This window comes from Streptomyces sp. NPDC041784 (assembly GCF_055591025.1).
In genome coordinates this window covers 173,789-200,655 of record NZ_JBVJAB010000002.1, presented here as the reverse complement: position 1 = coordinate 200,655, position 26,867 = coordinate 173,789, and the positions used below count along the sequence as shown (strand labels likewise).

General features: G+C 70.2%; 20 protein-coding genes and 1 tRNA gene. 8 read left to right on the top strand and 13 right to left on the bottom strand.

The features are described from left to right. Positions 1-134: 134 nt before the first annotated feature. Positions 135-1,031, bottom strand: coding sequence for a hypothetical protein (locus ACZ6D7_RS04555; protein WP_469483358.1), 897 nt, complete (start codon positions 1,029-1,031; stop codon positions 135-137). Positions 1,032-1,125: 94 nt separating this feature from the next. Between ACZ6D7_RS04555 and ACZ6D7_RS04550 the strand changes: the two genes are divergently transcribed. The 4 genes from ACZ6D7_RS04550 (at position 1,126) to ACZ6D7_RS04535 (ending at position 7,104) form a co-directional block, all read left to right on the top strand. Continuing rightward, on the top strand, positions 1,126-1,464 hold the full coding sequence (locus ACZ6D7_RS04550; RefSeq protein WP_469483354.1) for a chorismate mutase: 339 nt from the start codon (positions 1,126-1,128) through the stop codon (positions 1,462-1,464). Positions 1,465-1,588: 124 nt separating this feature from the next. Then, positions 1,589-4,111: an aminopeptidase N gene (gene pepN, locus ACZ6D7_RS04545; RefSeq protein ID WP_469483352.1), complete on the top strand. Its 2,523-nt coding sequence runs from the start codon at positions 1,589-1,591 to the stop codon at positions 4,109-4,111. A gap of 168 nt (positions 4,112-4,279) precedes the next feature. Continuing rightward, positions 4,280-5,656 (top strand): pyridoxal phosphate-dependent decarboxylase family protein, encoded by a 1,377-nt coding sequence (locus ACZ6D7_RS04540; RefSeq protein WP_469483350.1) that lies wholly within the window; start codon positions 4,280-4,282, stop codon positions 5,654-5,656. Continuing rightward, positions 5,653-7,104 carry a lysine N(6)-hydroxylase/L-ornithine N(5)-oxygenase family protein gene (locus tag ACZ6D7_RS04535; protein ID WP_469483348.1) on the top strand — a complete coding sequence of 484 codons (1,452 nt, stop codon included), beginning with the start codon at positions 5,653-5,655 and terminating at the stop codon, positions 7,102-7,104. Before ACZ6D7_RS04540 ends, ACZ6D7_RS04535 begins: the two co-directional genes overlap by 4 nt. A gap of 27 nt (positions 7,105-7,131) precedes the next feature. Here ACZ6D7_RS04535 and ACZ6D7_RS04530 read toward each other — a convergent pair whose 3' ends face one another. Then, the gene (locus ACZ6D7_RS04530; RefSeq protein WP_469483346.1) at positions 7,132-8,937 is read right to left on the bottom strand and encodes a bifunctional metallophosphatase/5'-nucleotidase; all 1,806 of its coding nucleotides are present in this window, start codon (positions 8,935-8,937) and stop codon (positions 7,132-7,134) included. 149 nt (positions 8,938-9,086) lie between these two features. On the opposite strand from ACZ6D7_RS04530, the gene ACZ6D7_RS04525 reads away from it, so the two are divergent. Both ACZ6D7_RS04525 and pyk read left to right on the top strand, forming a co-directional pair. Further along, positions 9,087-9,785 (top strand): SIMPL domain-containing protein, encoded by a 699-nt coding sequence (locus tag ACZ6D7_RS04525; protein ID WP_469483344.1) that lies wholly within the window; start codon positions 9,087-9,089, stop codon positions 9,783-9,785. Between the two features lie 154 nt (positions 9,786-9,939). Continuing rightward, a complete protein-coding gene (gene pyk / locus ACZ6D7_RS04520; protein ID WP_469483342.1) occupies positions 9,940-11,376 on the top strand; it encodes a pyruvate kinase in 1,437 nt (478 codons plus the stop codon). A gap of 13 nt (positions 11,377-11,389) precedes the next feature. Here pyk and ACZ6D7_RS04515 read toward each other — a convergent pair whose 3' ends face one another. Next, a complete protein-coding gene (locus ACZ6D7_RS04515) occupies positions 11,390-12,169 on the bottom strand; it encodes a helix-turn-helix domain-containing protein (protein WP_469483340.1) in 780 nt (259 codons plus the stop codon). Positions 12,170-12,275: 106 nt separating this feature from the next. Then, positions 12,276-12,348, bottom strand: a tRNA-Leu gene (locus ACZ6D7_RS04510). Between the two features lie 101 nt (positions 12,349-12,449). Here ACZ6D7_RS04510 and ACZ6D7_RS04505 point away from each other — a divergent pair. Then, positions 12,450-13,106: an ANTAR domain-containing response regulator gene (locus ACZ6D7_RS04505; protein ID WP_469483337.1), complete on the top strand. Its 657-nt coding sequence runs from the start codon at positions 12,450-12,452 to the stop codon at positions 13,104-13,106. Positions 13,107-13,191: 85 nt separating this feature from the next. Here the strand turns inward: ACZ6D7_RS04505 and ACZ6D7_RS04500 are convergent, their stop codons facing one another. The 9 genes from ACZ6D7_RS04500 to ACZ6D7_RS04460 form a co-directional block, all read right to left on the bottom strand. Continuing rightward, on the bottom strand, positions 13,192-13,908 hold the full coding sequence (locus tag ACZ6D7_RS04500; RefSeq protein WP_469483335.1) for an ABC transporter ATP-binding protein: 717 nt from the start codon (positions 13,906-13,908) through the stop codon (positions 13,192-13,194). Beyond that, positions 13,905-14,804 (bottom strand): ABC transporter ATP-binding protein, encoded by a 900-nt coding sequence (locus ACZ6D7_RS04495; protein ID WP_469483333.1) that lies wholly within the window; start codon positions 14,802-14,804, stop codon positions 13,905-13,907. Before ACZ6D7_RS04495 ends, ACZ6D7_RS04500 begins: the two co-directional genes overlap by 4 nt. A 5-nt stretch (positions 14,805-14,809) precedes the next feature. Then, a complete protein-coding gene (locus ACZ6D7_RS04490; protein WP_469483331.1) occupies positions 14,810-16,633 on the bottom strand; it encodes a branched-chain amino acid ABC transporter permease in 1,824 nt (607 codons plus the stop codon). Between the two features lie 5 nt (positions 16,634-16,638). Continuing rightward, complete coding sequence (locus ACZ6D7_RS04485; RefSeq protein ID WP_469483329.1) at positions 16,639-17,571, bottom strand: branched-chain amino acid ABC transporter permease; 933 nt, start codon at positions 17,569-17,571, stop codon at positions 16,639-16,641. 115 nt (positions 17,572-17,686) lie between these two features. Continuing rightward, the gene (locus tag ACZ6D7_RS04480; RefSeq protein ID WP_469483327.1) at positions 17,687-18,916 is read right to left on the bottom strand and encodes a branched-chain amino acid ABC transporter substrate-binding protein; all 1,230 of its coding nucleotides are present in this window, start codon (positions 18,914-18,916) and stop codon (positions 17,687-17,689) included. A gap of 288 nt (positions 18,917-19,204) precedes the next feature. After that, complete coding sequence (locus ACZ6D7_RS04475) at positions 19,205-19,876, bottom strand: Tat pathway signal sequence domain protein (protein WP_469483325.1); 672 nt, start codon at positions 19,874-19,876, stop codon at positions 19,205-19,207. Next, positions 19,873-20,337: a hypothetical protein gene (locus ACZ6D7_RS04470; RefSeq protein WP_469483323.1), complete on the bottom strand. Its 465-nt coding sequence runs from the start codon at positions 20,335-20,337 to the stop codon at positions 19,873-19,875. Before ACZ6D7_RS04470 ends, ACZ6D7_RS04475 begins: the two co-directional genes overlap by 4 nt. Before the next feature lie 126 nt (positions 20,338-20,463). Beyond that, positions 20,464-20,952 (bottom strand): PaaI family thioesterase, encoded by a 489-nt coding sequence (locus ACZ6D7_RS04465; RefSeq protein ID WP_469483321.1) that lies wholly within the window; start codon positions 20,950-20,952, stop codon positions 20,464-20,466. A 53-nt stretch (positions 20,953-21,005) separates the two neighbouring features. Further along, complete coding sequence (locus tag ACZ6D7_RS04460; protein ID WP_469483319.1) at positions 21,006-23,285, bottom strand: FdhF/YdeP family oxidoreductase; 2,280 nt, start codon at positions 23,283-23,285, stop codon at positions 21,006-21,008. Positions 23,286-24,115: 830 nt separating this feature from the next. On the opposite strand from ACZ6D7_RS04460, the gene polA reads away from it, so the two are divergent. After that, positions 24,116-26,842 (top strand): DNA polymerase I, encoded by a 2,727-nt coding sequence (gene polA / locus ACZ6D7_RS04455; RefSeq protein ID WP_469483317.1) that lies wholly within the window; start codon positions 24,116-24,118, stop codon positions 26,840-26,842. Positions 26,843-26,867: the final 25 nt, after the last annotated feature.

Here is a 26,867-nt window from a genome sequence, read left to right as displayed (position 1 = left end):
TGCGGGCCGTGCCTACGGGGCGCAGGCGCGGTGCGGGCCGTGCCTACGGGGCGCAGGCGCGGTGCGGGCCGTGCCTACGGGGCGCAGGCGCGGTGCGGGCCGTGCCTACGGGGCACAGGCGCTGCGGGCCGTGCCTATGTGTCGCACTCCAGCACCGTCCGGCACAGCCCGCACCGTGCCCGCACCCGTCCCTTCACCGGCACCCTGATCCGCTGATGACAGGTCGGGCAGGGGAACGTCACCCGCAGCGACCCCACCGGATCGGGCGCGAACGCGTACGGCGAGTCCGGGGCCACGGCGCCCGGGCGGTGGTCCTGGGCGTGCCGGCGGTCACGGGCGTACCGGCGCCGCCCCGACCAGCCCGCCGCCGTCAGCGGCGGCTGCCGCTCGTCGTCACGGGCCCGCTCCGCCCCCCGCCCGTACGCCGTGTACGCCTGCGCGCTGGTGAACCACGTCGACGGATCCTCACCGAAGACCTGCGACCGCTTCGCCAGCACGTACCCGAACTCCTCCGGCGTCAGATACCCCAGCTTCTGCGAGGACGCCCCGTCCTCCCGGTAGGCGTCCAGCAGCAGCCAGCCCGCCCCCAGATACGTCGTCGCCGTGTCCGTGAGGATCTCGTTGTCCCGCGTCCCCGGGAACGACAGGTCCATCCGGTGCAGATACACATGCATGATCTCGTGCGCCAGAGCCGCCCCGATGTCCCGCCGATGCCGACGGAACCGGTCGTTCAGCTCGATGAAGTACTCCGGGCCCGCCGTCAGCTCCACGTGCGCCGCGTGCTCCATCTCCCGGAACGCCACGATCATCCGCGCGTCCGGCAGCCGGTAGTGCCGCACCAGCTCCCGCGCCACCCGCTGCGCCCCCAGATACAGGTCGTCGACGTCACAGAACGCCACGTCGGCCGGCGGCACACTGGTGGCGAACTGGTGGATCGTGTCGTACGACAGCCTTCTGTAGAGGGCCGTGACGGCCGCCCGCACCGTCCCGAGATGCGGAAAACCGTGCTCGACCGGTCCGCCATCGGCCACGCCCGCACCCCCAAGACGCCGTCCACCCGCTTCCACTGTACGAGGGTGCCACCGGTCGCGGCCCCCGCCGGGCGACGCACTAGGGTGATCGCCCATGACCACCAGCAACACCCCGGGAACCGGTGACGTCGACCAGGCCGTGCGCGAGGAGCTGGCCCGGCTGCGCGAGAGCATCGACAACATCGACGCCGCCGTCGTCCACATGCTCGCCGAACGCTTCAAGGCCACCCAGCAGGTCGGCCACCTCAAGGCCCGCCACCAGCTGCCGCCCGCCGACCCGGACCGCGAGTCCCGCCAGATCGCCCGGCTGCGCACCCTCGCCGAGAACGCCCGCCTCGACCCCGCGTTCGCCGAGAAGTTCCTGAACTTCATCATCGCCGAGGTGATCCGCCACCACGAGCGCATCGCGGAGGACGCCGGCCAGGACCGGTGACCCCGCCGGATCCGGCCGCGGGACCCGGCACACGGGATCCGGCGCCCCCGGCGCGAGAAGGGACATAGGGCACGTACCGATCCGCCCCTGTGCCCCACCGACAGCATCAGGCAGCATGTCGTTCATGTCCGTACTGACGCGCGACGAAGCGCAGATCCGTGCCCAGCTCCTCGACGTACACCGCTACACCATCGAGCTCGACCTGACCACCGGCGACGAGACCTTCGAGTCCCTGACCGTCGTCCGGTTCACCGCACGCGCCGATGGCACCACCTTCGTCGAACTCAAGCCCACCGAGCTGCGCTCCGTCACCCTCGACGGACAATCCCTGGACCCCGCGACCCTGACCGGGAACCGGCTGCCCCTGGACAACCTCCGCGCCGGCGAGCACGAACTGCGCGTCGAGGCCACCATGCCCTACTCCCGTACGGGCGAGGGCATGCACCGCTTCACCGACCCCACCGACGGCGAGACCTACCTCTACACCCAGCTCTTCATGGACGACGTCCAGCGCGTCTTCGCCGCCTTCGACCAGCCCGACCTCAAGGCCGTCTTCGAGCTGACCGTCACCGCCCCCGAAGGCTGGAGCGTCCTGGCCAACGGCATCACCGAACACCTCGGCGAGGGCCGCTGGCAGGCCGCCGCCACCCCGCTCATCTCCACCTACCTCGTCGCCGTGGCCGCCGGCCCCTGGCACTCCGTCACCACCGAACACCGCGGCCTGCCCTTCGGCATCCACTGCCGCCGCTCCCTCGCCCCCCACCTCGACGCGGACGCCGACGAACTCCTCGAGATCACCCGGCAGTGCTTCGACCGCTACCACGAGAAGTTCGACGAGCCCTACCCCTTCGACTCCTACGACCAGGCGTTCGTCCCCGAATTCAACGCCGGCGCCATGGAGAACCCCGGCCTCGTCACCTTCCGCGACGAATTCGTCTACCGCTCCGCCGTCACCGACACCGAACGCCAGACCCGCGCCATGGTCATCGCCCACGAGATGGCCCACATGTGGTTCGGCGACCTCGTCACCCTCCAGTGGTGGGACGACATCTGGCTCAACGAGTCCTTCGCCGAGTACATGGGCTACCAGACCCTCACCGAAGCCACCCGCTTCACCGACACCTGGACCGACTTCGGCGTCGTCCGCAAAGCCTGGGGCTACGACGCCGACCAGCGCCCCTCCACCCACCCCGTGGCCCCCGACTCCGTCCCCGACACCGCCTCCGCACTGCTGAACTTCGACGGCATCTCCTACGCCAAGGGCGCCTCCGCACTGCGCCAACTGGTGACCTGGCTCGGCGAGAAGGACTTCCTGGCCGGCATCAACACCCACTTCGCCCGCCACCGGTTCGGCAACGCCACCCTCGCCGACTTCATCGACTCCCTCGCCGCCGCCACCGAACGCGACGTCCACGCCTGGGCCGACGCCTGGCTGCGCACCACCGGCGTCGACACCCTCACCCCCGCCGTCACCGGCGAGAACGGCGACCACGCCCTCACCGTCGAGCAGCACGGCAGCCGCCCCCACCGCATCGCCGTCGGCCTCTACGACCGCGAACTCGCCGACGACGGCCGCCCCGACCGCCTCACCCTGCGCGAACGCCTCGACCTCGACGTCCCGCAGAACGCACCCCAGACCCTCGGCAAGCGCCCCGCCCTGCTCCTCCTCAACGACAGCGACCTCACCTACGCCAAGATCCGCTTCGACGCCCGATCCTTCGAGACCGTCCGCTCCTGCCTGTCCGCACTGCCCGAGCCCCTCACCCGGGCCGTCGTCTGGAACGCCCTGCGCGACGCCGTCCGCGACGGCGGCAGCACCCACCCCGGGACGACCCCCGAACCGCCGCTGTCCCCCATGGACTACCTGGAGACGGCCCGCGCCCACCTCCCCCGGGAAACCGACCTCGCCCTCGTCCAGGGCGTCCTCGCCTTCGCCTCCACACACGTCGCCGACCGCTACGTCGCCCCCGACGAACGCCCCGCCGCCCTCGCCACCCTCAGCTCCCTGTGCCGCGACCTCATCCGCCGCACCGAGGACGGCGACCACCCCGGCCTGCGCCTGATCGCCGTACGCCACTACATCGACGTCGCCGCCCACCCCGACACCATCGCCGCCTGGCTCGCCGACGGCACCGTCCCCGGCGGACCCGAACTCGACCCCGACCTGCGCTGGCGCGTCCTCGCCCGCCTCGCCGTCCTCGGCGCCGTCGACGAGAGCGCCATCGCCGCCGAACTCGACCGGGACCCCTCCGCCACCGGCCAGGAAGGCGCCGCCCGCTGCCGCGCCGCCCTGCCCACCGAAGAGGCCAAGGAGAAGGCATGGGCGGCGATGTTCGCCTCCGACGACCTCTCCAACTACCTGTTCACCGCCACCGCCCAGGGCTTCTGGCAGCCCGAACAGGCCGACCTCGTCCGGGCGTACGTCCCACGGTTCTACGAGGACGCCGTCGCCGTCGCCGCCCGCCGCGGGCCCGCCATCGCCGACGCCGCCGGCCGCTGGGCCTTCCCCGTCCACGCCGTCGACGCCGACGCCCTGCACCTGGGCGAGACCTGCCTGCGCGACGCCGACCCCATCCCCGCCCTGCGCCGCAAGCTCGTCGACCAACTCGACGACCTGACCAGGGCCTTGAAGGTGCGATCGATGTAAACGCCACCCCGGGCCACCCCAGGCCGCCCCGGACGATCCGCCCCGGACGATCCACCCCGGACGACCGGTACCCCCTTTCGGGTACCGATCGTCCGGCTTCCCGGGCGCGTCCACCCCCTTCGCGTACAAGCTGGAACCCCTCTGTTCCGCCTGCGCCCGGAGGACCCCATGAGCACGCCGCCCCTCGCCTCAGGACCCGAAGGCCCCGACGCCCTGCGGCCGTTGCTCGACACCGTCCTCGACGCCCTCGACACCGGCCGCAGAGCCCGCGGCGGCCCCCTGCCCGCCGGCGGACCCGACGCCGTCGCCGCCCAGGTCCGCGCCGCCGTCGGCGACCTCCTCCCACGCCACGGCGACCCCGACGCCCTGCGCACCCTCGTCCACACCCTCGCCGCCGGCGCCGCCGACCCCGCAGACCCCCTCTGCGCCGCCCACCTGCACTGCCCGCCCCTCGCCGTCGCCACCGCCGCCGACCTCGCCGCCACCGCCCTCAACCCCTCCCTCGACTCCTGGGACCAGGCCCCGGCCGCCTCGGAACTCGAAGCCCTGGTCACCCAGGCCCTCGCGGCGGAGATCTACCCGGACGCGACACCAGGCGTCCCCGACGCCCTCGTCACCACCGGCGGCACCGAGTCCAACCAACTCGCCCTCCTCCTCGCCCGCGAGGCACACGGCGGCGCCGTCCGCCTCGTCCACGGCTCCAACGCACACCACTCCCTGCCCCGGGCCGCCTGGCTCCTCGGCCTGCCCGAACCCGTCGTCGTCCCCGCCCCGGCCGGCACCCTCGACCCCACCGCCCTCGACACCGCCCTCACCGAACTGACCGGGCCCCTCCTCGTCGCCGCCACCGCCGGCACCACCGACGCCGGACTCATCGACCCGCTCCCCGAGATCGCGGCACTCTGCGCCGCCCACGGCGCCCGCCTCCACATCGACGCCGCCTACGGCGGCGGACTGCTCTTCAGCGACCGCCACCGCGCCCGGCTCACCGGCCTCGACGCCGCCCACACCATCACCCTCGACCTGCACAAACTCGGCTGGCAACCAGTAGCCGCCGGACTCCTCGCCGTCCGCGACACCACCGACCTCGCCCCACTCCGACAGCGCGCCGACTACCTCAACGCCGACGACGACACCGAAGCCGGCCTCCCCGACCTCCTCGGCCGCTCCCCACGCACCACCCGCCGACCCGACGTCCTCAAGATCGCCGTCACCCTCAAAACCCTCGGCCGCGACGGCCTCGCCACCCTCGTCGACCAGGTCTGCGCACACGCCCAGCACTTCGCCACCCTCGTCGAGGAGCACCCCCGCTTCGAACTCCACGACCGGCCCACCCTCACCACCGTCCTCTTCCGCCCCGCCCACGCCACCGACGCCACCGTCGCCGCCGTACGCCGCCACCTGCTCACCGACGGCCGCGCCGTCCTCGGCCGCGCCCGCCTCGACGGCCGCCTCTGGCTCAAGACCACACTCCTCAACCCCCACACCCGGCCCGACGACCTGGCCGCCCTCCTGAAACTGGTGGAAGGAAACACCCCCCGATGACGCCCCCGACACCCCCGCGGAACACCCCCCGACCCGACCCCCGCCCCCCGCACCCCGAACCCGACACCCCCCGCGACCTCGTCGGCATCGGCATCGGCCCCTCCAACCTCTCCCTCGCCGCCCTCGCCCACCCCCTCGCCGAACTCGACGCCGTCTTCTACGACCAAGCCCCCGCCTTCGCCTGGCACCCCGGCCTCCTCATCGACGGCTCCCGCATCCAGGTCCCCTACCTCGCCGACCTCGTCACCCTCGCCGACCCCACCAGCCCCTGGAGCTTCCTCTCCTACCTCCGCGCCCACGAACGCCTCTACCCCTTCTACTTCGCCGAGCGCTTCCACATCCAGCGCGCCGAATACGACGCCTACTGCCGCTGGGTCACCGAGCACCTCCCCGGCCTCCACTTCCGCCACCAGGTCGACGCCGTCCGCTGGAACCCCGAACGCGACGTCTTCGAAGTCGACTTCACCCAACTCGACACCGACGGCGAAGCCGAAGCCCTCGGCCGCACCCACACCCGCAACATCGTCCTCGGCATCGGCACCCAACCCCACGTCCCCGACCCCCTGCGCCCCCTCGCCGACGCCCCCGGCGTCCCCGTCATCCACGCGAACGACTACCTCACCCACCGCGACACCCTCCTCGCCGCCGGCCACATCACCGTCGTCGGCTCAGGGCAGTCCGGCGCCGAGGTCTTCCTCGACCTCCTCAGAGCCCGCCCCGCCGGCCGCGAACGCCTCCACTGGATCGGCCGCACCGACGCGTTCGCCCCCATGGAGTACTCCAAACTCGGCCTCGAACACTTCACCCCCGACTACACCCGCTACTTCCACGGCCTCGCCGAACCCGTCCGAGACCGCGTCGTCGCCGCCCAATGGCAACTCCACAAAGGCATCGACACCGGCACCCTCGCCGCCATCCACGACGAGCTGTACCGCCGCACCCTCCACGGCGGCTGGCCCGACGCCGTCCTCACCCCCGGCGTCCAGGTACGCACCGCCGGCCGGATCGCCATCACCCAGGTCGAACTCCACCTCGAACACCTACAGCAGAACACCCGCACCCGCCTCACCACCGACGCCGTCGTCCTCGCCACCGGCCACCACGAACGCCCCCTCGACCGCATCCTCGCCGGCCTCGACCCCTACATCCGGCGCGACAGCCGCGAACGCCCCCGCATCGACGAACACTTCCGACTCGTCCTCGACCCCTGCGTCACCGGCGCCGCCTACGTCCAGAACGCCGAACGCCACACCCACGGCGTCGGCACCCCCGACCTCGGCCTCGCCGCCTGGCGCAGCGCCACCCTCCTCAACACCCTCACCGGCAAGGACAACTACCCACTCCCCGCACGCACCGCCTTCACCACCTTCGGCCTGGAACAACGACAGCCCCAGATCCCGCCCGCACGTCAGCCACACACGCTGACACCCCTGCGAGACGCGATCTGAGGCCGTCACCCCGGACCCGGGAACGAGCTAGAACACCGGCGTACCGTTCCGCGTGAGCTTCCAGTCCACCGACGCGAAGTCCTTCGGGTCCAGCACGCCCTTCGCGGTCACCCACTCCGCGATCCGCGTACGGATCTCCGTCGACTCCGACCACACCTCGGTGGCGGAGGCCACGTGCGGGAACGCCCCGCCACCGTTCGCCCGATAGTTGTTCACCGCGAACACGAACTGCTGCGCGTCATCCAGCGCCGCACCGTCGTACGTCAGGTTCTTGATCCGCGAACCCGCCGCCTGCGCGATGTCGATCTCGTACGCCAGCCCCGACACATAGTCGTAGTTGTAGTCCGGACGATTGCCCGCGTTCGTCAGCTTCGCCACATCGACGACCGCGTCCGGCGCCGTCTGCACGAAGTACGCCGCCGAGTACTCCAGGTACGCCCTGATCTGCGCACCCGTCATCACCTTCGCGACCAGCGTGTTGTCGTACACGTACAGGCTCGACAGATCACGGATCGTCACCTCGCCCGCCGGAATCTCCGACGTACGCGAGAACGGCGACGCCTGCGCGATCACCGGCAGCGACGCGTACGACGTCCCCACCAGCGCCGCCCTCACGACATCCTCCTGGACCTTCGTGATCAGGTCGATGATCGGCGCGTCCTTGTACCGCGCCTCGACCGTCGTCAACGTCTCCGTGGCCGTACCGACCACCTGGTTGACATACGCCACCACCTTCGCGTGCTCGTCGGAGAGCAGCTTGGTGATCTTCGGGTCGTCGGCGACCGCGTTGGAGTTCAGCACCTTCGACGACACCGACTCCACGGACCAGCGGCCCTTCACGAACACCAGCTCGATGTCGAACAGCGACAACCGCTCCGCATACGCCAGCGGCTCCGACAGCACCACCGTCTTCCCGGTCTTCGCGTTGACGACCTTCAGCTCGGGAATCTCCACATGCGCGTGCCCGACCAGGATCGCGTCGATGTCCGGCACCTGCTGCGCCACCAGCGCCGCCGAGTTCTCGATGTACGGCAGCTGGTCACCGTACGACGACGTACCGGAAGAACCCGAGTGCGCCGACACCACCACGACATCCGCGCCCATCGACTTCAGCTTCGGCACCCACTTCGCCGCCTGCTCCTCCAGACCCGGGAACGTCAGCTTGCCCTGCACATACGCCTTGTCCCAGATCGCGATACCCGGGTTGGTCAGACCCAGCACCGCCACCTTGACCGGCGCGGCCCCCGGCACCCGGAACGTCTTCATGAAGTACGGCGGGAACGCCGGCTTCAGCGTCTTCGCGTCCACCGCATTGGCACCCAGCAGCGGGAAACGGCACTGCTGCTCGAACTTGCGCAGCGTCTCGATGCCGTAGTTGAACTCGTGATTGCCGAGCGCCACCGCGTCGTACCCGATCGCGTTCATCGCCTGCGCCATCGGGTGCACCGGGCCACCCTTGGCGGTGATCGGGTCGACCTTCGCGTAGTAGTACGTCAGCGGCGTGCCCTGGATCGTGTCGCCCGCGTCCAGCAGCAGCGTGTTGCAGCGGCCCTTCTCCGCACGCACCTGGTCCACCAGCGTCGAGATCCGGGCCAGGCCCTGCGCGTTGCCGGCCGTGTCCTTGTATTCGGCGTTCTTGAAGTAGTCCCAGTTGAAGACATGACCGTGCAGGTCCGTCGTACCCATCACGGTCAGCGAGTACCGCTTCGGCCCCTTCGCCGGCTTCCCGGCCTCGGCCGCCTGCGCCGCCGGAGCCGCGACCGCGCCCGCGACCGCCACCCCCGCCCCGGTCACAGCGGACTTCTTCAGGAACTTCCGGCGGTTCAGCGGCATGTCTCGGGCTCCTCGGCGAAAGGTGAACAACGCGCGTAGATTCTGACCCGGACATGCCCGACGGCAACAGGTCCAGGAGGTTGCGATCTGGTGACCGCAACGGTCAACTCGGGCCCCGGAAAAGGGAGCACCATGACAGAGTGGTACGTATGACCTCACCGCCAACCCCGCCGTACGGCACCCCCGACACCCCCCTCCTCGCGGTCCGCGGCGAGGCCGAACTCGAAGTCGACCCCGAGATCGCCCGCATCGCCGTCACGGTCACCGCCCGCGGCCGCGACCGCCGCACCGCCCTCGACGACCTCACCCGCCGCAACGCCACCGTCCTGGAACTGGTCAAGTCGTACGGCGACGTCGTGGAGAACGTGGCGACAGGAGCCATGTCGATCGCCCCGGAACTGACCCAGCGCGGCCGCGGCGAACGCGTCCGCACCTACCAGGGCACCGTCCGCACCACCGCCGAGCTGACCGACTTCAGCGCCCTCGGCGAACTGACCACCCGCCTCGCCGACCTGGAACTGACCCGCGTCGACGGCCCCTGGTGGGATCTGCGCCCCGGCTCACCCGTCCACCGGGACGCCCGACAGCAGGCGGTCCGCGAGGCCGTCCAGCGAGCCAAGGAGTACGCGCAGGCACTGGGCACCTCCGTGGCCGCCCTGGTGGAACTGGCCGACACCGGCACCGGATCGGCCGGCGGACATCCCCGAGCCGCCTTCGACCGCCACATGGTCCGGATGTCTGCCGCGGAGGACCTGACCGCCGCCGAACCACTCGATCTGGAACCGCAGCGGATACGGGTCCGGGCAGAGGTGAGCGCGCAATTCACGATGATTCCGCCGAGCCTCTGAATTCACTCTTTCGGATTATCTGATGGCTCATGTATCGCTCATCGGAGCGGTCACCCGCACAATTCAACAGTTGTCAACTGCCCTTCACCCAACGCTTGTTGAGCGGTCATGTCCTCCCAATTCGCTACCGATCGGTAAGACATAGGCTCGACACATGCGCCGAGCAAAAATCGTCTGCACCCTGGGCCCCGCCACCGACACCTTCGACCAGATCAAAGCCCTGGTAGAAGCCGGAATGGACGTCGCCCGCCTCAACCTCAGCCACGGCGGCCACGCAGAACACGAGGAGCGCTACCAGCACGTACGCCAGGCCTCCGACGAGACCGGCCGCAGCGTCGGCGTCATCGCCGACCTTCAAGGCCCGAAGATCCGCCTCGGACACTTCGACGAAGGCCCCGTACTCCTTGAACGCGACGACGTCTTCACCATCACCGTCGAGGAGGGCATCGCGGGCGACCGCCAGATCTGCGGCACCACATACGGAGGCCTCGCGGAGGACGTGACACCCGGCGAACGCATCCTCGTCGACGACGGAAAGGTATGCCTCGAGGTCACCTCCATCGACGGCCCCCGCGTCCACACCCGCGTCCTCGAAGGCGGGATCATCTCCGACCACAAAGGCCTGAACCTCCCCGGCGTCGCCGTCTCGGTCCCCGCCCTCTCCAAGAAGGACGAAGAAGACCTCCGCTGGGCCCTGCGCACCGGCGTCGACGTCATCGCCCTGTCCTTCGTACGCAGCGGCAAGGACATCCTCGACGTCCACCGCATCATGGACGAAGAAGGGCGCCGACTCCCCGTCATCGCCAAGGTGGAGAAACCCCAGGCCGTCGAGAACATCGACGACATCGTCGCCGCCTTCGACGGGATCATGGTGGCGCGCGGAGACCTCGGCGTCGAGATGCCACTGGAACTCGTACCGATCGTCCAGAAGCGCGCCATCAAGCTGGCGAAGCGGAACGCCAAACCGGTGATCGTCGCCACCCAGATGCTCGACTCCATGATCGAGAACTCCCGCCCCACCCGCGCGGAAGCCTCGGACGTCGCCAACGCCGTGATCGACGGCACGGACGCGGTGATGCTCTCCGGCGAGACCAGCGTCGGCAAGTACGCGCTCCAGACTGTCCGCACCATGGCGAAGATCGTCGCGGCGGCCGAGGAGGACATCCTGGCGAAGGGCCTCCCCGCACTGACCGAGAACAACAAACCGCGCACCCAGGGCGGCGCGGTCGCCCGCGCGGCGGCGGAGATCGGCGACTTCCTCGGCGCGAAGTTCCTGGTCGCCTTCACCCAGAGCGGCGACACGGTCCGCCGCCTCTCCCGCTACCGCTCCCCGATCCCCCTGCTGGCCTTCACCCCGGAGCCGGCGACACGGTCGCAGCTCAATCTCACCTGGGGTGTGGAGACGTTCCTGGGCCCGCACGTGGATTCGACGGACGCGATGGTCGACCAGGTGGACGAGCTGCTGTTGAAGTACGGGCGGTGCGCGAAGGGGGATGTGGTGGTGATCACGGCCGGGTCGCCTCCCGGGGTGTCGGGCTCCACGAACCTGGTGCGGGTGCATCACATCGGGGAGGACGACAGTCCCAAGTAGGGGACTGGCTGGGTCAGTGCTTGGGGCCTACGTGGGTGTCGAGTAGGGCTACGTGCGCTTTCTTGGCGACGGAGATGTTGTAGGGGTTCCCGTTGCGGGTGCAGTGCGTCCACTCGATGCCCAGCTTTTCGAGGGTGTCGGTGAAGAGTCGCCGGATGTCGTCGGAGACGTTGGTGAAGAAGTACCGGGGGTATTCGTAACGCTTGCGTTCGCCGGCGACCATGCGGGTCGTCCAGTTGGTGATGCGGCATCCGTCGGAGTGGATGAGGCCCCGGATGAATTCCCAGGGGTGGGCGTCGAGGATGGTCTGCTGCCAGGGCTCGAGGACGATGGGCCGCTCGTGTTTCTTGCCGGGGCCGTGCTGGGGGAACATGCAGGTCCAGTGCCTGGTGTAGGACTTCACCTCGACGCAGCCTGTTTTGTGGCGCTGGCTGACGCTCGGGAGCGGCATCACCTTGCGCATGGCTGCTTCAGCTGCGGCAATCAGCCCGGTCTGCGTCGCGTTGCAGAAGATGGAGAGGTGGTGCTGCCTGGGCTTCGAGACGACGTGGCCGTCCCCGAGATAGAGACCCAACAGGTAGGCGTATGCGATCTCATCGAACTCGCGGCCAGTGCATTTGGGGCAGTCCGTCGGCTGCTCGTATTTCTCGCCACGGGCTTTGCGGTCCTCGCTGCGCCACCAGCCGACGGTGCCGCGTGGAATGTTCAGACGCTCAGCCACTACACGATTGGTGACACCCTGCCGCATGAGTGCGACGGCTTGGGCGCGAATCGAAGAGGTGTGCTGTTCCATGCGGCCACTTTGGGCGGGAGATCGTGACGACACGCAGCAAAAAGCGGATGTTCACGAGAATGGGAACATCCGCTTTTCTGTCGTGACCTTGGGAACCAAGGAAAAGTGCCCCGAGTCGGATTCGAACCGACGCTGGATGGGTTTTGAATCCATGGCCTCTACCGCTGGGCTACCGGGGCCCCTTCGAAACGAAGGTCAGCGGTCACCCGCTGTGCCACTACCTTACCGCAGCTAGGTAGGCTCTTGTCAGCAGTACCCCTGCCCTGAACGAGGAGCCCAAGTGACCGCCCCCGAGTCGCCCCAGCCCGTAGACGCGCCCGACGACGACAAGTCGCACGTGCCTCCGCTGACGACCCGTGTCGTCATCGCCGAGGACGAGGCCCTGATCCGGCTCGACCTCAAAGAGATGCTGGAGGAGGAGGGCTACAGCGTCGTAGGTGAGGCCGGTGACGGCGAGCAGGCCATCGAGCTGGCCCGCGAGCACCGGCCGGACCTCGTCATCCTCGATGTGAAGATGCCGAAGCTGGACGGGATCTCCGCCGCCGAGAAGATCGCCGAGGAGCGGATCGCCCCCGTCCTGATGCTCACCGCGTTCTCGCAGCGCGACCTCGTCGAGCGGGCTCGTGACGCCGGCGCGATGGCGTATCTGGTGAAGCCGTTCAGCAAGAGCGACGTGGTGCCGGCGATCGAGATGGCCGTCTCCCGCTTCAACGAGCTGAGGGAGCTGGAGAACGAGGTCGCCGACCTCACCCTCCGGCTGGAGACCCGCAAGCTCGTGGACCGGGCGAAGTCCGTCCTTCAGACGGAGTACGGGCTGACCGAGCCCGCCGCGTTCCGGTGGATCCAGAAGACCTCCATGGACCGGCGGATGTCGATGCAGCAGGTCGCCGAGGCGGTCATCGCGGACGCCGAGGAGAAGAAGGCGTCCAAGGGCTAGTCACCGAAATAGGCCGCAGACGTACGACGAGGCCCGCGCCCGGAGAAGGGGCGCGGGCCTCGTTGCCGTAGGAGGACCCTGGTGGTCAGTCCTCGCCGAGGTAGGCCTTGCGGACGGACTCGTCGTGCAGGAGGTCCTGGCCCGTGCCGGAGAGGACGATGTTGCCGACCTCCATGACGTGACCGTGGTCGGCGAGCGACAGCGCGGCCTGGGCGTTCTGCTCGATGAGCAGGATCGTCATGCCCTGGGACTTCAGCTCGGCGATGGTCGCCATGATCTTCTGCATCATGATGGGGGAGAGGCCCATCGACGGCTCGTCGAGCATCAGCAGCTTCGGCTGGGACATGAGCGCGCGGCCCATCGCCAGCATCTGCTGCTCACCGCCGGACAGGGTTCCCGCGGCCTGCTTGCGGCGCTCTCCCAGGATCGGGAAGAGGTCGTAGGCGCGCTGGATGTCCTTTTCGATGCCCGCCTTGTCGCTGCGCAGGAAGGCGCCGAGGCGGAGGTTGTCCTCGATCGTCATGCGCGGGAAGATGTGCCGGCCCTCGGGGGAGTGGGCGAGTCCCAGCGAGACGATGTCGTGGGCGGGGACCTTCTTCAGCGATTTGCCGTTGAACTTGATCTGGCCGCCGACCGGCTTGAGCAGACCCGACAGGGTGCGCAGGGTCGTGGTCTTGCCGGCGCCGTTGGTGCCGATGAGGGTGACGACCTCGCCGGCCTCGACCTTGAACGAGACGCCCTTGACGGCCTCGATCTTGCCGTAGGCGACCCGGAGGTCCTCGACTTCGAGCAGTGCGGTCATCGGTCGTTCTCCTTGCCGGGCGCGGCGTCCGTCGGGGTCGTCTCGGCGGTCGCTTCGGCGGCCTCGACTTCGGCGATCTCCTCGGCGCCGGGGGCGTTCTCGAAGGGTTCGCCGAGGTAGGCGGCGACGACGCGCTCGTCGCCCTGGACGGTGGCGCTGTCGCCTTCGACGAGTTTCTGGCCCTGGACGAGGACGGCGACGCGGTCGCAGAGGTTGAAGATGAAGCGCATGTCGTGCTCGATGACGAGGACGGCGATGCCCTTGTCGCGGATGGCGAAGACGAGTTCCTCGGTGGCTCGCGTCTCCTGGGGGTTCATGCCGGCCGTGGGCTCGTCGAGCAGGAGCAGGCCCGGCTCGCTGGCGAGTGCTCGGGCGATCTCCAGTTTGCGCTGCTCGCCGTAGGGGAGGTTGCGGGCCAGGTGTTCGGCCTTCTTCTCCAGTCCGACGAACTCGAGGAGTTCCATGGCGCGTTCGCGGGAGGCCGCCTCGGCCTTGTGGAAGCCGGGGCCGCGCAGGATGGCGGACCAGAAACCTTCCTTCGTCCGTGTGTGGCGGCCGACCAGCACGTTTTCCAGGACCGTCATGTTGGCGAACAGGCGGATGTTCTGGAAGGTGCGGGCGATGCCGGCGGCCGTGACCTTGAAGGACTTGGGCGGCAGGACGGTGCCCTTGTAGCGGACCTCTCCCTCGGTGGGGATGTAGAGGCCGGTGAGGCAGTTGAAGAAGGTGGTCTTGCCGGCACCGTTGGGGCCGATGAGACCGACGATTTCGCCGGCGTTGACGTGGAGGTCGACGTCGCGGACGGCGGTGAGGCCGCCGAAGCGCATGGTGACGCCGCGTGCGTCGAGGACCTTTTCGCCGGCGGGGGCGGCCTGGGTGGTGGTGTCGGTGGTCATGGTGGTCAGGCCCCTGCCTTCGTCAGGACGGTGGGAGCTTCCGCCTCTTCGTGGAACTCGAGCTGACGTCGCCGGTTGGGGATCATGCCCTCCGGGCGGAAGCGCATCAGCAGGATGAGCGCGAGGCCGAAGGCGAAGAGCTGGTAGTCGCCGAGGAACTGGAGCTTGTTGGGGATGAGGAAGAGCAGCGAGGCGCCGATCAGGGGGCCGCCGATGGTGCCCATGCCGCCGAGGACGACCGCGGCGAGCAGGAAGGCGGAGTTGGGCGGGATGGGACCGGCGAAGAGGTACTGCTCGGGTGTCACGGTGTAGGTGACGTGGGCCTGGACGGTGCCGGCGAGGCCGGCGAGGGAGGCGCCGACGGCGAAGGCGATGAGCTTGACGCGGAAGCCGTTGATGCCCATGGCGAGGGCGGCGGTCTCGTCCTCGCGGATGGCGACCCAGGCGCGGCCGATGCGGGAGTCGCCGCTGCGTCGGAAGACGAGCACGACCACGGCGGTGATGATCAGCATCAGGAAGAAGTAGTTGGCGAAGCGGCCGATGTCGACGCCGAGGATGTTGTGGACGATGCCGAAGTCGAATCCGAGGATGTCGAGGTTCGGGATCGAGGAGATGCCGTTGGAGCCGTTGGTGATGTCGGGGCCGGAGGTGCCGTCGAGGTTGTTGGCGGTGATGCGGAAGATCTCACCGAAGCCGAGGGTCACGATGGCGAGGTAGTCGCCGCGCAGTCGCAGGGTCGGGGCGCCGATGAGGACGCCGAAGACGAGGGAGGCGGCGGCGCCGACGAGTGCGGCGGCCCAGAAGGGGAAGTGCACGTCGAACGGCGAGCTCGGGGAGCCGGAGACCATGGCGGCGGCGTAGGCGCCGACGCCGAGGAAGGCGACGTATCCGAGGTCGAGGAGGCCGGCGAGGCCGACGACGATGTTCAGGCCGAGGGCGACGGTGGCGAAGATGAGGATGTAGACGCCGAGGGTCGCGTACTGGTCGTCGGTCTGGGTGAAGGGGAACAGTGCCGCCGCGACGAAGGCGCCGCAGATGGTGATGTTCTGGTGCCGGGCGGTGATCTGGCTGGCCTGGGCGATGAGGCCGGACTTGTTGAGGGCGGCGAAGCCGAAGCCGGCGGTGATGAGGAACCCGACGAACAGTTCGTCGTACTCGGTGCCGATGCCGTAGGTGAAGACGGTGAGGCCGAGGCCGAGGACGGCGACGATGATGAGGATCTCGACGTACGAGGGGAGTGCGCCGACCGGGCGGGCCGTGCCGGAGGTGAAGGCGGCCTTGATGGTCTGCCACTGGTGGGCGGCCTTGTGCTTGGTGTGCTCCCACGACGAGTCGTCGGGGTCGATCGGGTCCGGCTCGGGGTGCTCGAAGGGCAGGGCCAGGGCGCCGAGGAAGGCGGCGAGGCTGCCGAGGGCGACGAGGTAGCCGCCGGGTTCGAGGTTGACGACGCCGCCGAGGTCGGCGCTGATCGCGATGACCGTGTACCAGCTGGTGGCGAAGGTCGCGAGGGCGGCGAACTTGATGGCTCCGTCGGCGCCGGCGGGGGTGAGCCAGCCGAGGCCCTTGACGCCGTAGGAGGCGAGGCAGAACAGGGTGGTGAGGGCGCCGCCGATGAGGACGAGGACCTGCAGGCCGCCCGGGTAGCCGTAGACGGTGAGGTCGCCGGGGAAGGCGGAGGTCCAGGTCCAGGCGAGGAAGGTGGAGATGATGGTGAGGATCGCGCCGCCGGTGGCGAGGGCGCGGCCTGCCTTCTCCGGGATGGCGATGAGGCCGGCCGGGGCGGAAGCGGCCTTGCCGGGTGCTTCGGGTGCGGTGGTCTGTGTGGTCATCGGTGTCACGCCCTGTCAGCGACGCGCTCGCCGAGCAGGCCCTGGGGGCGCAGCAGCAGCACGAGGATGAGGAGTACGAAGGCCCAGACGTCGGCCCAGGCGTTGCTGCCGAACTGGCCCATGCCGGGGATGTCGGCGATGTATGCGGTGGCCAGGGTTTCGACGATGCCGAGGACGACGCCGCCGATCATGGCTCCGTAGATGTTGCCGATGCCGCCGAGGACGGCCGCGGTGAAGGCCTTGAGTCCGAGGAGGAAGCCCATCGTGAAGCTGATCTGGCCGTACTTGAGGCCGTAGGCGACGGCGCCGACGGCGGCGAAGGTGGCGCCGAGGGCGAAGGCGATCACGATGATGCGGTCGGTGTTGACACCCATGAGCTTGGCGGTGTCGGGGTCCTGGGCGGTGGCCTGCATGCCGCGGCCGGTGCGGGTCTTCATGACGAAGTAGCCGAGGAAGGCCATGCTGAGGGGTGCGGCGATGAGGAGGAAGACGTCACCGGTCTGGATGGTGACGTTGCCGATCTCGAAGGGGCCGCCGTCGATCTGGGGGAAGACGCGGGCGGACTTGGCCTCGGGGTACCAGGCCCAGACGGCCTGCTGGAGGGCGAGGGAGAGGCCGATGGCGGTGATGAGCGGGGCGAGGCGGGGTGCGTTGCGGAGGGGGCGGTAGGCGAACCGTTCCGCTCCCACGGCGACGGTCGTGGAGACCATCACGGCGCCGAACAGCATCAGGGGCAGGGCGATCGCCATGGATGTGCCGTCGGGCAGTATGTACACGTAGACCGTGAGAGCGCCGAACGCTCCGGTCATGAAGATCTCGCCGTGGGCGAAGTTGATGAGCTGGACAATGCCATAGACCATTGTGTAGCCGATGGCGACAAGGCCGTACATGGATCCCAGTAGCAGGCCGTTGACCAGCTGCTGCGGCAGTTCGTTCACCGCATGTCCTCCGAGACGGTTCGGATGTTTCGACGGGTGGGGCCGGATGCGAGTCCGCGCGGGGCGCCAGTGGAACAGCGCCCCGCGCGGCTCGGATGTGGTGCGGGTGGTGGGGTCAGCCGGTGTAGGTGCCGGACTTGACGGCCTTCCAGGCACCGTTCTCGACGGCGTAGACGGTGAGCTGCTTGTTGGTGGCGTCGCCGAACTCGTCGAAGGAGACCTTGCCGGTCACACCGTCGAAGGAGACGTTCTGGACGGCCGCGGTGACCTTGGCGCGGGCGTCGTCGGGGAGCTTGCCGCCGTTGTCGTCGACGACCTTCTTGACGGCCTCGATGATCGCCCAGGCGGAGTCGTAGGAGTAGCCGCCGTAGGCCGCGTACTCCTCCTTGTAGCCGCCGGCCTTGTAGTTGGCCACGAACTCCTTGGCGGAGGCGAGCTCCTCGACCGGGGCACCGACGGAGGTGGCGAGGTCGCCGGCCGCGTCGGCGCCGGCGAGCTTGATGAAGTCCTCGGCGTAGATGCCGTCGCCGCCGACGAGCGGGATCTTGGCGCCGGCGTCCTTGATCTGCTTGCTGAGCGGGCCGGCCTGCGGGTACTCGCCGCCGTAGTAGACGACGTCGGCGCCGGAGTTCTTGACCTCGGTGGCGACCGCGGAGAAGTCCTTGCTGTCCGGGTTGATGTGCTGGGTGCCGGCAATGGTGCCGCCGAGCTTCTTGAACTCCGCGGTGAAGGTGGCGGCCAGACCGGCGCCGTAGGTCTTCTTGTCGTCGATGACGAAGACCTTCTTCTTCTTGGCGTCGTTGAAGACGTACTGGGCGGCGAACGGGCCCTGGATGGCGTCCGTGGTCGCGGTACGGAAGTACGACGTGTACGGGCGCTTCTTGGTGGTGGCCCAGTCGGGGCCCTGGGTGAGCGCCGGGTTGGTGTTGGCCGGGGAGACCTCGACCAGCTTGGCGTCGTCGAAGACCTTCTGCATGGACTCGGCGACGGAGGAGTTCAGCGGGCCGACGACGCCGAGGACGGACTTGTCGGCGACGAGGGCGGTCGCGTTCTGCTGGCCGGCGGAGGGCTGGGCCTGGTCGTCCTTGGCGACGATCTTGAAGGTGACGCCCTCGACGAACTTCTCCTTGTTGGCCGTCTTGGCGGCCAGGTCGACGGAGTTCTTGATGCCGAGGCCGAGCGCGGACAGGTCGCCGGTGAGCGGGGCGTCCACGCCGATGGTGACGACGGTGCCGTCGCTGTCGGAGCCCTTGTCGCCGCCGCTGTCGCGCGAACCGCAGGCGGTCAGGGTGAGAGCTCCGGCGGACAGCGCGGCGGTGATGGCGATGAGCGAACGTTGACGCACGTTCCAGTCCTTTCCCTGGGCGGCCCTCCCCCCTGGAAGAGGCCGAGTCGAGCGCTGAGGCCGAAGGGGTATTCCAGCCGTGCGGTGACTGGGCGTGACTCTAAGCGGGTGAAGGGAACGTGGAGGAGGGTCTGACCAAGGCTGTGACGCTCTTGTTATGACACGAGGTAATGCAGAGCGGTACTTGGCGGGTGGAACAGCGAATTTCAGGCCGATTCGCCCTGTCCACATGCTGAGAATGTGCAGGACGAACACCGGGGAGTTCAGGTGTCTCGGGCGTTTTGGTGATTACCTGGAATCGTTGCTACAGGCGACTTGTAGGGCCTCTGAGAGGTCCTGCGCATACCGCTGCCCCAGGATGAAACTGTGGACCTGTATTGCGCGCGCATTACGTAGAGTTACGTCCAGGAAAGGCAGACCGGCGTTCTCCGGCACTTTTCCGCATTCCGTGACATGCATGGTGATGACGATCCTGCGGGCGGAACCGGCCTGAGTCCGGAACGGGGTCCGGGGTGCCGAGGTGAGCGAAAGACCGGCGTACGGCTGGGACACCCGGGTCACGGTGACCGGAGGTCCGGACTCCACGCCGAACAGCACGTCGAAGGCGAAGGTGCGGGGCCGGGTGCCGGGCGGTACGGCGCGCCCGCCGAGGTAGGTGACGTCGACGACCTGGGACGGGAACGGCGGTGCGGTGGCTGCCGGTTCGGGATCGTGCGGCCGGGTCGCGTAGAGGTAGCCGCCGCCGGCGAGGAGGAGAGCGGCGGTCGCGACGGCGAGGACGGCTCGGCGGTGGGCGGCGTAGAAGCGGGTGGCGCGGAGGCGGGTGGCGTGGAGGGTGCCGGCCTGGGGGTGGGTGGCCTGGAGGTCGGTGGGGGCCGAGGCCTCTTGGGGCGGAGGGGTGTTGAGGGCGTCCCGCGCGCGCGTGCCCTCGCCGGGCTCGACCGGGCCGATGCCGCTCACTGCCAGGGGCCTTTGCCGGGGCCGCCGGAGCGGTACCAGTCGACACAGCCCGCGCGGGCCTCACGGTCGATCAACTCGTCCGCCGCGTCGGCTCCTTGACGCTTCTTCTCCGCCCGGGCGTCGTCCACGACGCTCCGCAGGATCTCGTACTGCCCGTTCGACAGTCCCATCGACTGGTAGTCGCCGTACGTGTCGCTGTCCAGGACCTCACGCGCCCAGTGGGCGACGATGCGGGTGCACAGCGCCTCGGGCGGGGTGGTGGAGGGGGAGGGGCGGGCAGAGGGGTGGGTGGAGGCGCTGTTGCCGCCGGAGGCGCAGGCGGTCGCCAGTACGCCCGCCAGTACGCCTGCCCATACACCTGCCCATACGCCCGCCAGCACTTTCGCCGGCCGAGCCGGTCCGTGGGGCGGAGCCGCCCCGGCTCGTGTCGCCCCCGCCCGAGTGGCCCCTCCCGTGGTCATACCCCGACGCTAGGCCGCCGGACGGCACGGAGCAACGCCCCGGCGCTCGCGCCGACGGCGGCCGGCCGGGCCGCGCGCCGCGCCCGGCAGGGCCCGGCCGCGTCCCGTCGACGCCTCCGGCGCGGGTCAGCCGGCCGCGCCCGCCTGCGCCCCGTCGCCGGCCCGCACGTCCCGCAGCAGGCAGGTCAGCCGGGCGGTGCACACCCGGCGGTCCTGCTCGTCGCTGATCACGATCTCGTACGTCGCCGTGGACCGCCCCCGGTGCACGGGCGTGGCCACGCCGGTGACCAGGCCGGAGCGGACGCCCCGGTGGTGGGTGCAGTTGAGGTCGACACCGACGGCGATCTTGGAGCTGCCGCCGTGCAGCATCGCGCCGACCGAGCCGAGGGTCTCGGCGAGCACCGCGGACGCGCCGCCGTGCAGCAGCCCGTAGGGCTGGGTGTTGCCCTCGACCGGCATGGTGCCGACGACCCGGTCCGCGGCGGCCTCGACGATCTCCACCCCCATCCGGCTGCCGAGGTGCCCGGCGGAGAACAGGGCCACCAGGTCGACGCCGAGCGCGGCGTACTCGTCGATGACCTCTTGCGGGAACTTCACGTGCTGCTGCTCGCCCATGGGGCCCGGCTCCGTTCGTCGATCAAGTCGTGCGGGTGTGGCTGAGCAAACGCTCAGTCGGTCGACGATTGTTCCAGACGGACCACGACGGACTTGCTGGCCGGGGTGTTGCTGGTGTCCGCCGTGGCGTCCAGCGGCACCAGCACGTTCGTCTCCGGGTAGTACGCGGCCGCGCAGCCCCGGGCGGTCGGGTAGACCACGACCCGGAAGCCGGGCGCCCGCCGCTCCACGCCGTCCCGCCACTCGCTCACCAGATCCACGTACGACCCGTCCGTGAGCCCGAACGCGCGCGCGTCCTCGGCGTTGACCAGGACGACCCGGCGGCCGTTCCTGATCCCCCGGTAGCGGTCGTCGAGGCCGTAGATCGTGGTGTTGTACTGGTCGTGCGAGCGCAGCGTCTGCAACAGCAGACGGCCCTCGGGCAGCTTCGGGTACTCGACGGGCGCGGCGGTGAAGTTGGCCTTGCCGGTGGCCGTCGGGAAGCGGCGCTCGTCGCGCGGGGCGTGCGGGAGCGTGAAGCCGCCGGGGCGGGCCACACGCGCGTTGAAGTCCTCGAAGCCCGGGATGACGCGTGCGATGCGGTCGCGGATCGTCGCGTAGTCCTTCTCGAACTCCTCCCACGGCACCCGGCTGTTGGCGCCGAGCACCCGGCGGGCCAGCCGGCAGACGATGGCCGGCTCGGACAGCAGATGCGCGCTCGCGGGCGCCAGGCGGCCGCGCGAGGCGTGCACCATGCCCATGGAGTCCTCGACCGTCACGAACTGCTCTCCGCCGCCCTGGAGATCGCGCTCGGTGCGGCCCAGCGTCGGCAGGATCAGCGCACGCGCGCCCGTGACGACGTGCGAGCGGTTGAGCTTCGTCGACACGTGCACCGTCAGCCGGGCGCGCCGCATGGCCGCCTCGGTGACCTCGGTGTCGGGGGAGGCCGACACGAAGTTGCCCCCCATGGCGAAGAACAGCTTCGCCTCGCCGTCGCGCAGCGCGCGGATGGCGCGGACGACGTCGAAGCCGTGCTCGCGCGGGGGCGCGAAGCCGAACTCCTTCTCCAGGGCGTCCAGGAAGGCCGGGGCGGGGCGCTCGAAGATGCCCATGGTGCGGTCGCCCTGCACGTTCGAATGACCGCGCACCGGGCAGACGCCCGCGCCCGGGCGGCCGATGTTGCCGCGCAGCAGCAGGAAGTTGACCACCTCGCGGATGGTCGGCACGGAGTGCTTGTGCTGGGTGAGGCCCATCGCCCAGCAGACGATGGTGCGTTCGGAGGCGAGCACCATGCCCAGGGCCTTCTCGATCTCCGCGCGCGTGAGGCCGGTCGCGGCGAGCGTCTCGTCCCAGTCGGCGGCGCGGGCGGCCGCGGCGAACTCCTCGAAACCGTGGGTGTGTTCGGTGATGAACGCCTCGTCCGTGGCGTTCTCCGTCTCGAGGATCAGCTTGTTGAGGAGGCGGAAGAGGGCCTGGTCGCCGCCGATGCGGATCTGGAGGAACAGGTCGGTGAGCGTGGCGCCCGCCGTGAGGCCCTTGGCGGTCTGCGGGTTCTTGAAACGCTCCAGGCCGGCCTCGGGCAGCGGATTGACGCTGATGATCCGCGCGCCGCCCGCCTTGGCCCGCTCCAGGGCGGAGAGCATGCGCGGGTGGTTGGTCCCCGGGTTCTGCCCGGCGACGATGATCAGGTCTGCCTGGTGGAGGTCCTCCAGCAGGATGCTGCCCTTGCCGATGCCGATCGTCTCCGACAGCGCCGAGCCCGACGATTCGTGGCACATGTTGGAGCAGTCCGGCAGGTTGTTCGTGCCCAGCTCGCGCGCGAAGAGCTGGTAGAGGAACGCCGCCTCGTTGCTGGTGCGGCCCGAGGTGTAGAAGACGGCCTCGTCGGGGGAGGCGAGGGCGGCCGACTCCTCGGCGATGATGTCGAAGGCGCGCTCCCAGGTGACCGGCTCGTAGTGCGTGCCGCCCTCGGGGAGGTACATGGGGTGCGTGAGCCGGCCCTGCTGGCCCAGCCAGTAGCCACTGCGGCCGGTGAGGTCGGTGACGGGGTGGGCGGCGAAGAACTCCGGCGTGACCCGGCGCAGGGTCGCCTCCTCGGCCACCGCCTTCGCGCCGTTCTCGCAGAACTCCGCCGCGTGCCGGTGGTCCGGCTCCGGCCAGGCGCAGCCCGGGCAGTCGAAGCCGTCCTTCTGATTGACCCGCAGCAGCGTCAGCGCGGTCCGCTTCACACCCATCTGCTGCTGCGCCATCCGCAGGGTGTGCCCGATGGCCGGCAGCCCCGCCGCCGCGTGCTGCGGCTCGGCGACCTGCGGAGCGTCCTGGACCGGATCAGCCTTGGGCGGCCTCGTTGCCATCGCACGCTCTCCTTCGACCATCCGTCCGTGCGGTACGCCTCCGATCCTCGCACGCGCCACCGACATCGCCGGGGTACGGGTTTGGGGCAGGGGGGCGGGCGGGAGGGGCTGGGGTCGCGCACCAGGGAGGGCGGGACCGGGCTCTGGTCGCGCACCAGGGTGGCGGGTCCGGGCTGTGGTCGCGCCCGGGGGCGGTCCGGGGCGTACTGCGGGGCGTGCTGCGGGGCGGGACGGGGCTGTGGTCGCGCACCAGGGAGGAAGGGGCCGGGCTGTGGTCGCGCCCGGGGGCGGTCCGGGGCGTGCTGCGGGGCGGGACGGGGCTGCGGCCGTGCATCAGGGTGGGCGGGTCCGGGCTGGGGCCGTGCATCAGGGTGGGCGGAACCGGGCTGTGGTCGCGCCCGGGGCGGTCCGGGCAGCGCTGCGCTCGCGCCGCCCGGGGGAGGCCTCGGTCCCCCGGCGGGTGCCGGGCCGTGCTGTCCCCGGGCTGGGGCAGCGGGCGGGCGCGGCGCTCTCGGGCAGCGGTCGCGGCACCAAGGGTCCCGGGCCCGGCGGGGCTGCGACTCAGGTTTTCTGCCGCGGGCGGGGGCTGTGGCGCAAGGGCTGGGGGCGGCCGACGCCACGTGCCGCGCCGCAGAGTCCGGGCCTCCAGGCGGGCTGCGTGCCGACCGTCCGGGCCTCCAGGCGGGGCTGCGTGCCGTACCGTCCGAGCCCCCGGCAGGCCGCGTGCCGCACAGCCCGGCCCCTCGGCAGGCGCCGTGCCGTACCGTCCCGGCCCCCGGAGCTGTGGTCGTCGGGGCCGAGTGTCAGTGGGGCGTGGCAGGATCGGGGGCGTGGCAGAGACAGCAGCGAAGAAGACCGAGACCTCCTCCGGCGGCAGCCGGCCCCGCCTGATGCTCATGGACGGGCACTCGCTGGCCTACCGCGCGTTCTTCGCGCTGCCCGCGGAGAACTTCACCACCGCGACGGGCCAGCCGACGAACGCGATCTACGGCTTCGCGTCGATGCTGGCCAACACCCTGCGTGACGAGGCGCCCACGCACTTCGCGGTGGCCTTCGACGTCTCCCGCAAGACCTGGCGCTCGGAGGAGTTCACCGAGTACAAGGCGAACCGCTCCAAGACCCCGGACGAGTTCAAGGGCCAGGTCGAGCTGATCGGCGAGCTGCTCGACGCGATGCACGTCTCACGGTTCGCGGTCGACGGCTTCGAGGCCGACGACGTCATCGCCACGCTCGCCACCCAGGCCGAGGCCGAGGGCTTCGAGGTGCTGATCGTCACCGGCGACCGCGACTCCTTCCAGCTGGTGTCCGAGCACACCACCGTGCTGTACCCGACGAAGGGCGTCTCGGAGCTGACCCGGTTCACCCCGGAGAAGGTCGTCGAGAAGTACGGGTTGACGCCCGCCCAGTACCCCGACTTCGCGGCCCTGCGCGGCGACCCGTCCGACAACCTCCCGGGCATCCCGGGCGTCGGTGAGAAGACGGCCGCGAAGTGGATCAACCAGTTCGGCTCGTTCGCGGAGCTGGTCGAGCGCGTCGAGGAGGTCAAGGGCAAGGCCGGCCAGAACCTCCGCGACCACCTGGAGGCCGTCAAGCTCAACCGCCGCCTCACCGAGATGGTCCGCACGGTCGAGCTGCCCAAGGCCGTCCCCGACCTGGAGCGCGCCCCGTACGACCGCACGGCCGTCGCGATGGTGCTGGACACCCTGGAGATCAGGAACCCCTCGCTGCGCGAGCGGCTCCTCGCCGTCGACCCGGGGGCCCAGGAGGCCGAGACGACCCCGGTCGTCACCGGCGGCGTGGAGGTCGACGGCACGGCCTTGGCCACCGGCGAGCTGACCGGCTGGCTCACCGAGCACGGCACCGAGACCCTCGGCGTCGCCACGGTCGACACCTGGGCGCTGGGCACCGGCTCGGTCGCCGAGGTCGCGCTCGCCGCCGCCGGCGGAGCGGCCGCCTGGTTCGACCCGTCCCAGCTGGACGAGTCCGACGAGAACACCTGGGTTGCCTGGCTCGCCGCCGAGGACCGCCCCAAGATCCTGCACAACGCCAAGGGCGCCATGCGCGTGTTCGCCGAGCACGGCTGGTCCGTCGCCGGCGTCTCCATGGACACCGCGCTCGCCGCCTACCTGGTCAAGCCGGGCCGCCGCTCCTTCGACCTGGACGCGCTCTCCCTGGAGTACCTGGGCCGTGAGCTGGCCCCCGCCGCCGCGGCCGACGGCCAGCTCGCCTTCGGGGCGGACGACGGCGCCGAGGCCGAGGCCCTGATGGTGCAGGCCCGCGCGATCCTCGACCTCGGCGAGGCCTTCCGGGGCCGGCTGGAGGAGGTCGGCGCGGCGGACCTGCTGCGCGACATGGAGCTGCCCACCTCCATCCTCCTGGCCCGCATGGAGCGGCACGGCATCGCGGCCGACCGCGCCCACCTGGAGGCCATGGAGCAGATGTTCGCCGGCGCCGTCCAGCAGGCCGTGAAGGAGGCGCACGCGGCGGCCGGTCACGAGTTCAACCTGGGCTCGCCCAAGCAGCTCCAGGAGGTCCTCTTCGGCGAACTGGGCCTGCCCAAGACCAAGAAGACCAAGACCGGCTACACCACCGACGCCGACGCCCTCGCCTGGCTGGCCGGCCAGACGGACAACGAACTGCCGGTGATCATGCTCCGCCACCGTGAGCAGGCGAAGCTCCGCGTCACCGTCGAGGGCCTGATCAAGTCGATCGCCGCCGACGGCCGTATCCACACCACGTTCAACCAGACCGTCGCCGCGACCGGCCGGCTGTCGTCCACGGACCCGAACCTCCAGAACATCCCGGTCCGTACGGACGAGGGCCGGGCGATCCGCCGCGGCTTCGTCGTCGGCGAGGGCTTCGAGTCCCTGATGACCGCCGACTACAGCCAGATCGAGCTGCGCGTGATGGCCCACCTCTCCGAGGACGAGGGCCTGATCCAGGCGTTCACCTCCGGCGAGGACCTGCACACCACGGCCGCCTCCCAGGTGTTCGGCGTCGAACCGGCCGCCGTGGACGCCGAGATGCGCCGCAAGATCAAGGCCATGTCCTACGGCCTGGCGTACGGCCTGTCGGCGTTCGGCCTGTCCCAGCAGCTGAACATCGAGGCGGGCGAGGCGCGCGCCCTGATGGACGCCTACTTCGAGCGCTTCGGCGGCGTCCGCGACTATCTGCGCCGCGCCGTCGACGAGGCACGGGCCACGGGCTACACGGCCACGCTCTTCGGCCGCCGCCGCTACCTCCCCGACCTCAACAGCGACAACCGCCAGCGCCGCGAGGCCGCCGAGCGCATGGCCCTCAACGCGCCCATCCAGGGCACCGCCGCGGACATCGTCAAGATCGCCATGCTCAAGGTGGACGACGCGCTGCGCGCCGCGGACCTCCACTCCCGCATGCTGCTCCAGGTCCACGACGAAATCGTCCTGGAGATCGCCCCCGGCGAGCGCGTGGCCGTGGAGGAGCTGGTGCGCCGAGAGATGGCCGACGCGGTCCACCTCAGGGCCCCGCTGGACGTCTCCGTGGGCGCGGGCACGGACTGGGAGTCGGCGGCGCACTGACCTGCGGCGCACCGGCCTCCGGTGA